At 36.2% G+C, this 14,736-nt stretch carries 11 protein-coding genes and 2 tRNA genes; 5 read left to right on the forward strand and 8 right to left on the reverse strand.

Annotated elements, in window-relative coordinates; translation table 11 throughout:
- Positions 1-27 precede the first annotated feature (27 nt).
- Positions 28-100: transfer RNA gene (locus BUA89_RS09695), tRNA-Met, on the reverse strand.
- 38 nt (positions 101-138) lie between these two features.
- Positions 139-211, reverse strand: a tRNA-Met gene (locus BUA89_RS09700).
- 101 nt (positions 212-312) lie between these two features.
- On the opposite strand from BUA89_RS09700, the gene BUA89_RS09705 reads away from it, so the two are divergent.
- The 4 genes from BUA89_RS09705 (at position 313) to BUA89_RS09720 (ending at position 5,463) form a co-directional block, all read left to right on the forward strand.
- Positions 313-924, forward strand: a complete 612-nt coding sequence (locus tag BUA89_RS09705; RefSeq protein WP_072956437.1) for an L-threonylcarbamoyladenylate synthase — start codon at positions 313-315, stop codon at positions 922-924.
- Between the two features lie 103 nt (positions 925-1,027).
- Positions 1,028-1,786 (forward strand): peroxide stress protein YaaA, encoded by a 759-nt coding sequence (gene yaaA, locus BUA89_RS09710; RefSeq protein WP_072956439.1) that lies wholly within the window; start codon positions 1,028-1,030, stop codon positions 1,784-1,786.
- On the forward strand, positions 1,787-2,635 hold the full coding sequence (gene prmC / locus BUA89_RS09715) for a peptide chain release factor N(5)-glutamine methyltransferase (protein ID WP_072956441.1): 849 nt from the start codon (positions 1,787-1,789) through the stop codon (positions 2,633-2,635).
- A 326-nt stretch (positions 2,636-2,961) separates the two neighbouring features.
- Complete coding sequence (locus BUA89_RS09720; protein WP_072956443.1) at positions 2,962-5,463, forward strand: pectate lyase family protein; 2,502 nt, start codon at positions 2,962-2,964, stop codon at positions 5,461-5,463.
- A gap of 450 nt (positions 5,464-5,913) precedes the next feature.
- Here BUA89_RS09720 and BUA89_RS09725 read toward each other — a convergent pair whose 3' ends face one another.
- The 5 genes from BUA89_RS09725 to BUA89_RS09745 are packed head-to-tail and all read right to left on the reverse strand — an operon-like array spanning position 5,914 to position 12,161.
- Positions 5,914-6,567: a rhomboid family intramembrane serine protease gene (locus tag BUA89_RS09725; protein WP_072956445.1), complete on the reverse strand. Its 654-nt coding sequence runs from the start codon at positions 6,565-6,567 to the stop codon at positions 5,914-5,916.
- A gap of 2 nt (positions 6,568-6,569) precedes the next feature.
- A complete protein-coding gene (locus BUA89_RS09730; RefSeq protein ID WP_143152308.1) occupies positions 6,570-7,145 on the reverse strand; it encodes a hypothetical protein in 576 nt (191 codons plus the stop codon).
- A 17-nt stretch (positions 7,146-7,162) separates the two neighbouring features.
- Positions 7,163-9,754, reverse strand: a complete 2,592-nt coding sequence (locus tag BUA89_RS09735; RefSeq protein WP_378158111.1) for a DNA gyrase/topoisomerase IV subunit A — start codon at positions 9,752-9,754, stop codon at positions 7,163-7,165.
- Entirely contained in the window at positions 9,751-10,236 is a 486-nt protein-coding gene (locus tag BUA89_RS09740; protein WP_072956455.1) for a hypothetical protein, read from the reverse strand. Before BUA89_RS09740 ends, BUA89_RS09735 begins: the two co-directional genes overlap by 4 nt.
- A gap of 35 nt (positions 10,237-10,271) precedes the next feature.
- Entirely contained in the window at positions 10,272-12,161 is a 1,890-nt protein-coding gene (locus BUA89_RS09745) for a DNA topoisomerase IV subunit B (protein ID WP_072956458.1), read from the reverse strand.
- A 500-nt stretch (positions 12,162-12,661) separates the two neighbouring features.
- On the opposite strand from BUA89_RS09745, the gene BUA89_RS09750 reads away from it, so the two are divergent.
- Positions 12,662-13,810 (forward strand): methionine aminotransferase, encoded by a 1,149-nt coding sequence (locus BUA89_RS09750; RefSeq protein WP_072957115.1) that lies wholly within the window; start codon positions 12,662-12,664, stop codon positions 13,808-13,810.
- Positions 13,811-13,894: 84 nt separating this feature from the next.
- Here BUA89_RS09750 and BUA89_RS09755 read toward each other — a convergent pair whose 3' ends face one another.
- On the reverse strand, positions 13,895-14,659 hold the full coding sequence (locus tag BUA89_RS09755) for an SDR family NAD(P)-dependent oxidoreductase (protein ID WP_072956462.1): 765 nt from the start codon (positions 14,657-14,659) through the stop codon (positions 13,895-13,897).
- Positions 14,660-14,736 lie beyond the last annotated feature (77 nt).

Raw genomic sequence — 14,736 nt, forward strand, 5'->3', positions numbered from 1 at the left:
AGAACCTTTACCGAAACGTTATCTTAGTAGCGGGGACACGACTCGAACGTGCGACCTTCGGGTTATGAGCCCGACGAGCTACCTACTGCTCCACCCCGCGGTATATTTTTAGAGTACTTACCGAAAGTACTTACTTAGTAGCGGGAACCGGACTCGAACCGATGACCTTCGGGTTATGAGCCCGACGAGCTACCTACTGCTCCATCCCGCGTTATTGGATTGCAAATATACGATTATTTTTTAAAACTCCTAATTTTTCTTTTAAATAAAGGACTTTTATGAAAACTATTTTAATATTCGTATCTTTGTCTTATGGCAAAAATATTAAAAATTTATCCTGAAAACCCACAGGAAAACCTTATTAATGAGGTAATTAAAACTTTAAATAATGGCGGATTAATTATTTATCCTTCTGATACAGTTTATGCATTAGGTTGTAATATTTTTGACATAAAAGCCATGGAAAAACTGGCTCAGCTGAAAAAAATTAAATTGGAGAAGGCTCAGTTTTCCATTATTTGTAATGATTTAAGCCATCTTTCAGACTTTACACGACCTATCGACACCTCCACATTCAGATTCCTGAAAAGTCATCTTCCAGGGCCTTTTACTTTTATCCTTGAAGCCAATAAAAGCTTACCCTTAGCCTATAAAGGAAACAAAACCATTGGTATCCGTGTTCCGGATCATCCGATTCCTCAATTGATTGTTGAAAAATTAGGTCACCCTATCGCTTCGACTTCCATTAAAGATGATGATGAAGTATTGGAATATTCTACCGATCCCGAATTAATTGCTGAAAAATATGATCATCTGGTGGATATTGTGATCGACTCCGGATATGGCGATAATATGGCTTCAACCATCGTAGACCTTACTTCCGGAGAACCTGAAATTATCAGACAGGGAAAAGGAATTATTTAAATCAAACATCAATAGTGAAAAGTGAATTGTCGGCGATATAAAGAATTCACTATTGATCATACACAACTCACACTCAAATATTTTTTAAATTTTTATTTTTTTCATGAAAATAGTAACATCACCTGCGAAATTAATGAACGTAGAAAACTCAACAGACCTGTTGAAAACCACTACTCCAAAATTCATTGAGCAGGCAGAATTCATACAAACCTATCTAAAAGAAAAATCACCCAAATATCTTTCCGAACTGATGGAAATTTCGCCGAAACTGGCGGACGAAAACTGGGAAAGAAATCAGAGATGGAAAGGAAAACCTACGGCGAAAGAGTCGGCTCCGGCAATGTTTGCCTTTACAGGAGAGGTTTACAGAGGACTTGATGCTAAAACATTAGATCAAAATGCAGTAGATTATCTTCAGAAAAACTACAGAATACTTTCCGGTTTATATGGTTTATTGAGACCGTCTGATAAAGTCATGCTTTACAGGCTGGAAATGGGAAGACCTTTTGAATTTGATGAATACAAAAACTTATACGGATTTTGGAAAGAAAGAATTACAGAACATCTTAATTCTGAGCTGAAAAAGAATGAAATTTTATTAAATCTAGGAAGTAACGAATATTTTAAAGTAATCGACCGCAAAAAACTGAACCATCCCGTGGTTGATTTTGATTTTTATGAATTGAAAGACGGAAAGCTTAAAACCATCGTTGTTTACACCAAACACGCAAGAGGACTGGTTGTAAGATTCTGCGCGGAAAACAATGCTCAGACCTTGGATGACGTAAAAGCTTTCAACTATGAAGGCTACAGAATTGATGAAGAAAAATCTACCGATACAAAACTGGTTTTCACAAGATAAATGACAATCTCAGAACTAAAAAAATACTTTTCAGCAAATCTTTCGGAAATATATACAGAGTCCGAAAGCACATTTATCTTTCATATTTTTGCGGAAAATATTTTAGGATTTAATAATATCCAACAGAAACAATTTGCAGAGCACGAAATCAGTGCTGAAAATGAAAAAAAATTCTATCAGATTATTTCAGAATTACTGACAGGAAAACCTTATCTGCAGATTTTAGGCGAAACAGAATTTTACGGAATGAAAATTTTTGTAGATGAAAATGTTCTGATTCCCCGTCCTGAGACAGAGGAATTACTGGAGATTGCAATCAACAAAATTAAAAGCTTAAAGTTGGGTATCCAAGGTTTAAAGATTCTTGACATTGGCACCGGAAGCGGAATCATCCCTTTGGTCTTAAAAAAACATTTTCCACAAGCAGAAGTCACTTCCATTGATTTTTCTGAAAAAGCATTGGAAACCGCTAAAAGAAACGCAGCATTTCATCAGCTTGACATTAATTTTATCCATGCAGATTATCTGAATTTTAATCTGAACGAACAATTTGATATTATTATTTCAAATCCACCATATATCGGCATAGACGAAGAATCGGAAATTGCTGATTCTGTAAAGGATTTTGAGCCTAAAATGGCCTTATTCTCCCCGACTGCCGATGCTTTAATTTTCTATAAAAAAATAGCAAAAGACTGTAAAACGCATCTTATTCCCAACGGATTATTATTTCTGGAAATTAATCAGAAGTTGGGCACTGAAACAGTAGAATTGTATCAGGAATTTTCACATTCGGAACTAATAAAAGACCTCAGTGAAAATGACCGGTTTATTTTCGGGATAAAATAAATTGATTTTCATTAGAAAAATATTAAAACCGACTTTCTGTAGAGTCGGTTTTTTATTTTCAATATTGCTTACATTTTTTCAAATATTTAGATTTTCGTCAAACAATCTTCACTTTTTGGAGAAGTATTTTCATGTAAACTCAACAGGTTATACGATTAACATAAAATTCATAATAAAACATAACAAATTAACAGACAGTGTTTTACGATTTATTTTCAAAATAATATATCAATACAAATATTTAAATAATTTAATTATATATATTTGAGTGTAATCGATTACGCATTATTGAATAAACTTAAAACCAACTAAAAAATTAATAATCTATGAAAAAATCCTTGATTTATTTAGGGATGCTCTTCAGTCCGTTCATACTGAAAGCACAGGTTACCATCACAGAGGCAGCAGGTTGGCTGGAATCTGCCTACATCAAGTGGAATCCGGTAAGCGGAGCCGATAGTTATAAAGTGTACTATACGGGAGGAGGACTTACCGATAAAGTAATCGACACACAACTTATCCGAAGCTATGGTGGCTATTTCAGAGCTGATCTCTTAGGACTCAGTGCCGGAAATTATACCATTAAAGTTGTTCCTGTGACCGGAAATGTAGAAGGTCCTGCGGCAGTTTCGGGCTCTGTCACCGTTCTTCCGCATGACAGAAACGGATTTGCCCATAACAACGGCAGAGTTCCCGGAGCTTACAATCTCAACGGAACTTTAAAATCCAACGCAGTCGTTATCTATGTGACTCAGGATACTAAAAATACCGTTTCTCTGAATGTTACAGGCGCCAATATCAACCCATGTGTCGGGCTGCAGACTATTTTAGACGGCTTTAAAAAAGGAAATGATACACGACCGCTAGTGGTCAGGCTGATCGGAAATGTAACCGACCCGAGCTATCTTCTCAACGGTGATGCCGTGATTGAGAATAAAAATATTGACGCAGCTTCTATTACAGTTGAAGGAGTGGGTAATGATGCCGTGGTCAATGGCTGGGGTATCCGCATAAAAAATGCGACCAATATTGAGGTAAGAAATCTTGGGTTTATGCTGACAGATGCTTCAGAGGGTGATAATCTAAGTCTACAGCAAAACAACAGCTACATTTGGGCTCACAATAACGATCTGTTTTACGGAGCTCCTGGCTCGGATGCCGATCAGGAAAAAGGTGACGGTGCTTTGGATGCCAAAAAATCTACTTATATTACCTTTTCATACAATCACTTTTGGGATAACGGAAAAAGCTGTCTCTTAGGATTAAGCGAAGGAACAACTGCAGGTCTCTACATCACCTATCATCATAATTGGTTTGATCATTCTGATTCGAGACATCCTAGAGTGCGTTATTATTCTGCGCATGTTTACAACAATTATTATGACGGAAACTCTAAATATGGCGTAGGATCTACACTTGGTTCTTCCGTTTTTGTGGAAGGAAACTATTTCAGAAATGCCAAATATCCTATTCTTACCTCTAAGCAAGGGACGGATGTTGCCAATAATGCTCCCGGTACTTTTTCGGGTGAAAATGGCGGTGTGGTAAAAGCATTCAATAATTATATGATCGGGCAAACGGCATTTATTCCGTATAACGCTACAACGGCTGCCAATCATTTTGATGCCTATGTTGCCGGTGCAAGAAATGAGGTTTTAGGAAGCACTATAAAAGCCTTTCAGGGAAATGGCATCTACAACAATTTTGATACTGATGCTTCAATGTACGTCAATTCACTGGTTCCTGATTCTCCTACAGCCGCAAAAGATAAGGTTATCCAATATTCAGGGAGAATGTCTGGTGGAGATATCGACTGGACTTTCAACAGTCCGAATGATGATACTTCATCTTCTGTGAATACGGGGCTTATGGCTGTTTTACAAAATTACACCTCTCCCTTGGTGTATGTTCAGGGAATTACTTCTGCTCCGGCAAGTTCCCAGACGCTTACGATTCCCGCCAACAACGATCAGACCGTAACGGCAGGAACTGCCATTACACCAATGACCTTCACCTGGGGCGGAACTGCAACAGATGCTTCCGTAACAGGTTTACCGGCATCAGGAATCAGCTTTGCTAAAAATACATCTGCAAAAACAATTACGATTTCGGGAACGCCAACTGCCGATGTTGATTTCACGGTGACCACTTCAGGAACAGGAGGAAATGCAGTTTCAGGAACTGGAAGTATTTCTGTAACAACCGGCACAGGAACCAATCCGCAAGGCAATGAAATTCATAATTTTACCGCATCAAACCTAACAAGTTCATTCTATACATTCTCCTCGGCCAATATCAATTCAACAGATGGCTCGGCTACCTATGACGGACTTGCTTTCACTAAACGTTTAAAAATAGAATCAGCCACAGGAATTACCTATACCACAAGTATTCCTTCTTCATTAACACTGGTTCTCGATCCAACTTTCGGGGGTACGATTAAAGTTGATAATGTTTCTTATACAGCATCTTCAGGGGTTGTTACCGTTCCTAACGTAACTGCTGGATCTCATACCATTACAAAAGGAAGTGTTGCGAATCTGTATTATATTAAAACGCAATATGCTTCTGCTACAGTTCTGGCAACCAAAGAAAATACACTTTCTGAAAAAGTAAAGATACATCCAAATCCTGTAGAAACGTCTTTCACGATTAGCATTCAGGAGCCAATACAGCAGGTAACCATTATAAACAATAGCGGAGAGGTTGTTAAAACCGTCAAAGGAAATAGTAAAAATTTAGATGTAAGCAACTTAAACAGTGGAACTTATTTTGTTCAGATTAAAACGGATAAAGAAATTATCACTCAGAAAATCATCAAAAAATAAATCAAGTCTACAAACATTTTAGTTTTGCCGTCTCAATGCTTTTGAGGCGGTTTTTATTGCTGTATATAACCACGAATGCACCAATTTTGAAGAATATTAATGTTTATTTATACTTGCTATTAAGTGAACTTTTATAAGAGTCCGTTTAAATTTCATTAAAATATTTTATTATAATGATTTTAATAAATATTAAGACAATCTGATAATTATAAGTTCGCAGGTGGCTCTTACAGAGCTTTAATGGATCTACGTTATTTATCTATTAACAGATAATCCCGATGGGATTTTTTTAGCTTAAAATACTGTAGATTTCGTATTCAAAAATAAAATAATTTAATTTTATATTTTTATTCCCCTACTTTCGCTATTTTCCACTAAAACTTAATTCATTAAAATAAAAAAGCAATGAATAGGATACTCATTGCTTTCTATATTTTAGTTAAATCTTTTTTATCCGATTCTTTTTCTTACAAAGATTTCGTACGCTAAATAAATTAATGGAAGCGCCATAATTCCTATGTACAATGAGTTTGTGACAGCAACTTGTGGCTGATTGGCAATTGCGTAAACCAAACCGAAAAAAGCCCCTCCTAAATGCGCTGCATGTCCTATATTGTCATATTGTCTGGGATTCAACATCATATAAACAGAATATCCGAAATAAGCTAATCCAAAAATATAACCGGGAATTGGGATCGGAATAAAGAACATGTAAATTCCGATATCAGGAACCATAGCTATAGAAGCAAATAGGACTCCTGAAACTCCTCCACTTGCTCCTATCGCAGAATACCAAGGTTGCCTTTGATAAATAAACAGCGAAAAAACGTTGCCTAAAAGTATAGATCCGATATAAATAATCAGAAAGCCCAGATTTCCAAATCCCTGAATAACTACAGGACCAAAGAAATACAAGGTAAGCATGTTAAATACAAGGTGCATAATATCTGCGTGTAAAAAACCTGAAGAGAGTAATCGGACATACTCTTTTCTGTTCATAATCGCACCGACACTGAACTTATATTTTTCAAAGTTACTGCTTCCGTTGGGAGCTATGAAGCTTATAACCGCCGTAATGGCTATAATTAATATTATAATATTCATTATTATTTAATTTTTTGAATAGGAAGTTCTCTAGAATTCCCATCTTCCGAAAGAATCATATCACTTTTTATGAAAAACTTCCCGTCTTTGCTGTACAAAAAGTAATCCAAATCAATTCCTGTATTTTCTCCGTCTACAATAACCATTGGCAAGAACTTAATGGCAGTATTCCTGTCGTCTGCTCTGCCAAAACTTCCATAAACATGATGCATTCCTATTTTCGCTGTATCATTTGGGGTTTCATACCATACATAGAAATGCCCGTCTTCATTAGAATCAAGGGTCAATTTAGCTTTAAGTTTCGTTCCGTCGTTTTCTCCTGCATAATCGATATAATCTAAAAGGTACTCCCCTTTCCATTTTTTAAAATCGTTTTCATTCACCTGTTGATAATCGAGATCGGATTTTGCATCTTCAGAATTATCTGAATGAAGAGATATTTCCTCTTGTTTTGTTTTTACAGAATCAGTTGACACAGAAATTGTGTCTTTAATCTTCTTATCAATAGCTTTATCTTTCTTTTTACAGGAAATACCAAGCATTAAAACAACAATTACAGGAAAAAATATTTTTTTCAATGGATTTAGGTTTGTGATTAAGATTCGCCAGCTGTCTCTTCATCACCTGAAAATAAATCTCCAATAGTTCCTCCATCATCGTCACCTTCTATACGTTCGGGCTCTTCATATACTTCAGGTTCTTCTTCTTCAGGTTCCGGAACTGTAACATTGATCGATTTTACCTTAAATTTGGTAAATTGGTTACCAATTGCTTTAATCCCTTTTACAGCAATAAATTCATCAATATTTATGGTTTCCGGATCACGTTCTTTTCCTTTATCTTTAGCAAAAATAATTTCTGCCGTGGCACCATTGTCTACAATTACATTTTCAATAAATGACTTAGGGTGTTCCGAAGGCATAAATGTCTGTACATTCGGTGTATTTTCGAATAAGAACCTCTTAATGAAATAGATATCTTTTTCGCCATCGTAATAAATACACGTTACAGGCTGATTGGGCCTCCATTTTTCAAGAACTAAATATTCATCGTCGAAGCGGTTTCCTAAATCAAAAGAAACCAATTTCGCCTCTCCGTTCGTATTGATTGTTAATATTTTATCATCTCCTTTAAAGCTTCCCAATAAAGTTCCTCTTGCATCCGCATTCAATCTTCTCACCGTATCATCAAACCAGATTCTTCTTGGTGCCAAGGTTGAAACCCCTTCTTCCTTTAGATCTACTTTCTTTACAGAATACTTCGTTACCAGATTTCCTTTGGAATCACGGCCTTTAATAGCCAATTCGGAAAAATCAATATCCATTTTATTCTTCCTGATCCTTGGGTTGGGTTTTAAAAGCACGCTTACCGTTTCTGCTTCCCCATTTGGATTAGCTGAAAAATAAAGTGTTTCAGATCCTTTTTTATCTGATGCTAAAGGATAATCTGTATTTCTTGTCACGCCAGTTACAGAAAAGCGCTTCATATAATAAGGTCCTTCTCTCCCTTCACGGTAAATCATATTGTAAACCGTTCTCTTATCATTTTTCTTCCAGACCGCTACATGAAGGATATCTTTACCAATAAACGTTTTTGCCTCCACTTTCACCACCTTCATGCTTCCGTCTTTTCTGAACGTAATAATATCGTCGATATCGGAACAATCGAATAAATACTGGTCTTTTTTCAGAGAAGTTCCTATGAAACCTTCTTCAAAATTGGCATAGAATTTCTCATTCGCAACGGCAACTTTTGTCGCATCGATGGTATCAAAAATTCTAAGTTCGGTTTTTCTCTGTCTGTCTTTTCCGTATTTTTTCTGAATATTTAAATAATAATCAATCGCATACTGGATCAGGTTTTCGAGATGATGCTTCACCTGCTCGATTTTACCTTCCAACGCAGCAATATTTTCTTTAAATTTATCTAAATCGAATCTTGAAATTCTCTTGATTCTGATTTCCGTCAATTTCAAAATATCCTCTTCCGTTACCGCTCTCAAAAGATGTTTCGTGTGAGGTTTTAAGCCTTCATCAATGGTTTTAAGAACCTCTTCCCAACTTTTAACCTCCTCAATATCGTGATAAATTCTGTTTTCAATAAATATTCTCTCCAAAGAAGAGAAATGCCAGCTTTCCTGAAGCTCGTGAAGTTCAATTTCAAGCTCTTTTTTAAGTAGGGAAACCGTATGATCTGTATTTCTTCTTAAAATTTCAGAAACATTCAGAAACATCGGCTTATCTCCTACAATAACGCAGGCATTGGGTGAAATGGTAACCTGACAATCGGTAAACGCATATAAAGCATCAATCGTTTTATCCGGCGACATATCATGATGAAGATGGATCAGGATTTCAACTTTATCTGATGTATTATCTTCAATTTTCTTGATCTTAATCTTACCTTTTTCATTGGCTTTCAGCACAGAATCAATAAGATCGCTTGTTGTTTTGGAGTAAGGCAGCTCGGTAATCATCAACGTGTGCTTATCCACCTGATTGATTCTGGCTCTGGCTCTTACCTTACCACCTCTGTGGCCGTCGTTATATTCGGAAACATCCAAAAATCCAGCCGTGAGGAAGTCAGGATATAATTCGAATTTTTTACCTTTAAGATAAGCTACAGAAGCATTAATTAATTCATTAAAATTATGCGGAAGAATCTTGGTGGAAAGCCCTACCCCGATTCCTTCAACCCCCTGTGCCAAAAGTAATGGAAACTTAACGGGAAGATCAATCGGTTCGTTATTTCTCCCGTCGTAAGATTTTGCCCAATCTGTTGTTTTCGGGTTGAATACAACTTCTAAGGCAAAAGGCGTGAGTCTTGCTTCAATATACCTTGCAGCCGCTGCAGAATCGCCTGTATAAATATTTCCCCAGTTTCCTTGGGTGTCTATTAACAGTTCTTTCTGCCCGATCCCCACCATAGCATCCGTAATGGAAGCATCCCCGTGAGGGTGATACTTCATGGTGTTCCCTACAATATTGGCGACTTTGTTGTAACGTCCGTCTTCCAGCTCGCGCATGGAGTGCATGATTCTTCGCTGAACAGGCTTAAAACCATCAAAAACCGACGGAATTGCCCTATCTAAAATTACATAAGAAGCATAATCCAGAAACCAGTCTTTATAAAGCCCGGAAACTTTTTTTAAGCTTTCACCTTCATGCGAGTATTCTTCTGTCATCATTTATTTTTAGCTCTTTTCTCGTTATTAGTTTTAACCACTTTATTTAAGGAGAATTTTAAATCGTTGATTTCTTTTCTTGTTAAATATGAGATTTCATATTTAAGGATGGTTGAACCACTGTTTTTACTGGAGATTGTGATATACAGTCTCTTTATAAAAAAAACACTTATCACTTCAAATTTCAAGAGTTTGTATTTGGGAAATTCGTCGCTTAAGGGTTTATTTAAAAAAGGAATAATATTTCTGTTTCTGAAATGTACGGCCTCGCCATCGCTGTCGTACTCAAAAATCTGTCTTCCGCTGAGGTAAAAAAGTATCAGCATCAACACGGGAACAATGATGAACAGATAACTCTCGTTTCCTAAAATATTAAATCTGTATTCTTCCAATATATAAGCTCCGATACCTCCTGCCAAAAACATAAGCAATAAAGTATTTATGAAGCTGTAAACCGAAGCTTTGTTACGGTTACTTAATCTCATTTGTTATTATTTTGTGCTTTTAATTATATTATCAATTAATTTTCATCAATGGCTTCACTCAATATTTCTTTTTTATCAATATCAGGATCTTCAACAATCAGATTTTCAAGAATAAACACTTGTCTGTCGGGTGTGTTTTTTCCCATATAAAATTCCAGTAACTGGTCGATGGTCTGATCTTTTCCTAATACAACAGGCTCCAAACGGATATCTTTTCCGATAAAATGCTTGAATTCGTCCGGAGAAATTTCTCCCAATCCTTTGAATCGGGTAATTTCAGGATTTTTTCCAAGTTCATTTAAAGCTTTTATTCTTTCCGTTTCAGTATAACAGTATCTCGTTTCCTTTTTGTTTCTCACCCTGAACAAAGGTGTCTGAAGAATATAAAGATGTCCGTTTTTTATAATATCCGGGAAAAACTGTAAAAAGAAAGTGATCATCAGCAGACGAATGTGCATTCCGTCGACATCGGCATCTGTAGCAATAATAACCTGATTATATCTTAAGTCTTCCAAACTTTCTTCGATATTCAAAGCAGCCTGAAGAAGATTGAATTCTTCATTTTCGTACACTACTTTTTTTGTTAAACCATAACAGTTCAACGGCTTACCTTTTAAGGAAAATACTGCCTGGGTTTCAACATCCCTCGATTTTGTAATCGATCCGGATGCAGAATCTCCCTCGGTGATGAAGATTTGGGTTTCTCCTTTTCTTTCGTTTTTCTGATCGTTGTAGTGCTGCCTGCAGTCACGCAGTTTTTTATTGTGAAGCGAAACTTTTTTCGCTCTTTCTCTTGCTAATTTCTGGATTCCGGAAAGTTCCTTCCGTTCTCTTTCGGAAATTAAAATTTTTCTCTGGATCGCTTCTGCAACCTCAGGATTTTTATGTAAGAAATTATCTAATTTGCTTTTTAAAAAATCAATGATGAAAGTTCTTACCGTCGGTCCGTTGGGTCCAATATCATTAGAACCCAGCTTTGTTTTGGTCTGAGATTCGAAAACCGGTTCTTCCACATTAATGGAAACTGCGGCAACAATAGATTTTCTGACATCCGATGCATCAAAATTTTTATTGAAAAACTCACGGATTGTTTTAACATAAGCTTCACGGAAAGCATTAAGGTGAGTTCCTCCCTGTGTCGTATTTTGTCCGTTTACGAATGAAAAATAAGTTTCTGTCTGCGATTTATCAGTATGCGTTATCGCAACTTCAATATCATTGTCTTTCAAATGAACAATCGGATACAGCGTTTCATTTTCCAGTTCTTCATCCAAAAGATCTTTAAGACCGTTTTCAGAGAAAAAAGTTTCTCCGTTGAACAATATTTTCAGTCCAGGATTCAGATACGCATAATTACGCAGCATCCTTTCGATATACTCTTTTCTGAACTTGAAATGCAGGAAAATATCCGCATCCGGAATAAAAGAGATTTCCGTACCGTTTCTGTCTGAAGTTTCTTTTTCTTCAAAATCCTCTTTAATCAAACCACGGGAAAATTCTGCTACTTTCATCCTTCCGTCACGGAAAGACCTTACCCTGAAATAATCTGAAAGTGCATTTACAGCTTTTGTCCCGACCCCGTTCAAACCTACGGATTTCTTAAAGGCTTTACTGTCATATTTACCTCCCGTATTCATTTTGGAAACGGCATCCACCACTTTACCCAGCGGAATTCCACGGCCATAGTCACGGATCATTACTTTACCGTCGTCCAGCTTTATTTCAATTCTTTTACCCGCTTTCATTCTGAACTCATCAATCGAGTTATCCAGAATTTCTTTAAGTAAAATGTAAATACCATCATCGGCGGAGGAACCGTCTCCCAGCTTCCCGATATACATTCCGGGGCGCAAACGGATGTGTTCCTGCCAATCGAGGGTTCTGATATTATCTTCGGAATAGATTGGGTTTATTTCTTGTGACATATATAATTTCAGCAAACATACAAAAGTACGAATTTGATCAAAATTATCCGAATCTTTTAACCCATTTTTTACTATTTATTTATTCTAAAGAATGCTTTTATACCCAAAATTTGTTGAGCTAATTTTTATTTAACCACAAAATAGACAAAAGACTTTATTACATTTATTGGAAGTGTTTCAAAACCCGCGAAGAGAAAAAATTTTTGTTCTTTTTCAAGTTATGCTTTTTAGCTTTAAATTTAAAATTATTAAAGTGTAAACTATTTTACATCCTTTGACCTCGTCGAATCTTCGATTTGCTATAAGTGTTAAGCAAATCTTCCATAAATGAAATTTAGAAACGGTTCGTAATACAATTCAAATTCATTAAATTTTCATTCTTTTTTGAAGTATATCATTCCATAAAATCTAATTTCTCAATTTTAATACAGAAACCTTGGATTTTTTTGGACTTTTTCAGAGAAAATGCCTTAAATTCGATATCCGTAAAAAATGTTTTAATGATACAACTTCCTTTATCGAAGCTTTCCAATGTCGGAACCACCATTTTCAGTCAGATGACACAATTGGCCAATGAAAACGAAGCCATTAACTTATCTCAGGGGTTTCCCGATTTTATGCCGGATTCTGAATTATTAGACTGGGTTGACAGTTTTATTAAAAAAGGATTCAACCAATATGCTCCGATGGGAGGAATGATTGGTTTAAAGGAAGAAATTGCCCGGAAAATTGAAAATTCTCATCAGGCAATTTATCATCCAGATTCTGAAATCACCGTAACAGCAGGTGGAACTCAGGCCATTTTCACAGCCATTGCCACTTTTGTAAAAAAAGATGATGAAGTGATTATTTTTGAACCGGCCTACGACTGCTACGAACCCACAGTAGAACTTTTCGGAGGAATTGTAAAGCGTTTCGAAATGAAAACTCCCGATTATGAAATTGATTGGAATGCCGTAAAAAACCTAGTTTCGGAAAAGACAAAAATGATTATCCTGAACAATCCGAATAATCCTTCAGGAAAGATTTTAAAGGAAAATGATCTTCAGGAATTAATAAAAATCGTAGAAGGAACTTCGATCCTTATTTTAAGTGATGAAGTTTATGAAAATATCGTCTTTGACGGAAAACAACATTTAAGTATCTGCAAATACCCTGAGTTAAAGGAAAGAAGCCTCTTAATAGCGTCTTTCGGAAAGCTTTTCCATATTACAGGCTGGAAAATCGGATATTGTGCGGCTCCGAAAATATTAACGGATGAATTCAGAAAAATACATCAGTTTAATGTTTTTTCTGTCAATACACCCATCCAGCTTGCTTTGGCTGAATATATGAAAAATGATGACCATTATACTCAGCTCAATCAGTTTTTTCAGGGAAAAAGAGATTTTCTGCGGCAAGGCTTAGCCAATACTTCTTTTGATTTATTAGATTGTGAAGGAACTTATTTTCAAGCTTTGAAATATGATAAGATTTCTGATAAAAATGATTTTGATTTTGCCAGCGAATTAACTATTAATCATAAGGTAGCAAGTGTTCCGTTTTCTTCTTTTTATAAAGATAAGCTCAATGAAAATGTGATCCGACTGTGTTTTGCGAAAAAACAGGAAACTTTGGAAAAAGCTTTGGAAAATTTATCTAAAATATAAATAAAAATTTCTAGCAGATTAAGCCTATTTCCAAATATATATTTATAGAATTTGCTTAATCTGCGAGAAATTTAAATCATTGAATTAGAAAAACATTCCACCAGAAACTTCAATTCTCTGAGCGGTAATCCATCTTGCCTCTTCGGTACAAAGAAACGCTACAACTCCACCGATATCGTCCGGCAGACCAGCTCTTCCCAACGCTGTATTGCTGGAAACCATCGCATTGATATGTTCGTCGTCTCGCGTTCTTCCGCCTCCAAAATCAGTTTCAATAGCTCCGGGAGCTACCGCATTTACTTTAATTTTTCTTGCCCCCAATTCTTTCGCCATATACTTACTCAACTGATCGATTGCAGCTTTCATAGAACCATACACCGAAGAACCAGGCAATGCAAATCTCGCCAAACCTGAAGACAGATTGATTATACCTCCATGATCATTCATGAATGGCAAAAACTTCTGTGTGAGGAAAAATACGCCTTTGAAATGGATATCCACGATATCATCCAGCTGTTCTTCCGTTACCTCGGAAATCGGAGCGTACAAAGCCGTTCCAGCGTTATTGATAAGGAAATCTATATTTCTGCTTCCGGTATTTTCTTCCAGATGATCTCCAACCTGTCTTACAAAAGCATCAAAGCTTTTAATATCTTTTGTATCCAGCTGATAAGCAATTGCTTTTCTTCCTAAAGACTGGATTTCTTCTACCACTTTATCCGCCTCTTCTTTGTTACTTTTATACGTAATAATTACATCTAAACCTTTCTGAGCGATTTTTATAGCCGAGTTTTTTCCTAATCCACGGCTACCACCAGTTACTAATGCGATTTTTGTTCTTGTGTCCATTTTTATGTATTGTTTTTTATGAGACAAAGTTCAGGCATTTTCAGGATGAAGTGTTTGCTTCAATCAAACTGAAATTT

The sequence above is a fragment of the Chryseobacterium arachidis genome, from assembly GCF_900129245.1.
Classification (GTDB): domain Bacteria; phylum Bacteroidota; class Bacteroidia; order Flavobacteriales; family Weeksellaceae; genus Chryseobacterium; species Chryseobacterium arachidis.

Coding starts and splice junctions, on each gene's coding strand:
- BUA89_RS09705 (WP_072956437.1), top strand. CDS start 313: ATGGCAAAAATATTAAAAATTTATCCTGAAAACCCACAGGAAAACCTT.
- yaaA (WP_072956439.1), top strand. CDS start 1,028: ATGAAAATAGTAACATCACCTGCGAAATTAATGAACGTAGAAAACTCA.
- prmC (WP_072956441.1), top strand. CDS start 1,787: ATGACAATCTCAGAACTAAAAAAATACTTTTCAGCAAATCTTTCGGAA.
- BUA89_RS09720 (WP_072956443.1), top strand. CDS start 2,962: ATGAAAAAATCCTTGATTTATTTAGGGATGCTCTTCAGTCCGTTCATA.
- BUA89_RS09725 (WP_072956445.1), bottom strand. CDS start 6,567: ATGAATATTATAATATTAATTATAGCCATTACGGCGGTTATAAGCTTC.
- BUA89_RS09735 (WP_378158111.1), bottom strand. CDS start 9,754: ATGATGACAGAAGAATACTCGCATGAAGGTGAAAGCTTAAAAAAAGTT.
- BUA89_RS09740 (WP_072956455.1), bottom strand. CDS start 10,236: ATGAGATTAAGTAACCGTAACAAAGCTTCGGTTTACAGCTTCATAAAT.
- BUA89_RS09745 (WP_072956458.1), bottom strand. CDS start 12,161: ATGTCACAAGAAATAAACCCAATCTATTCCGAAGATAATATCAGAACC.
- BUA89_RS09750 (WP_072957115.1), top strand. CDS start 12,662: ATGATACAACTTCCTTTATCGAAGCTTTCCAATGTCGGAACCACCATT.
- BUA89_RS09755 (WP_072956462.1), bottom strand. CDS start 14,659: ATGGACACAAGAACAAAAATCGCATTAGTAACTGGTGGTAGCCGTGGA.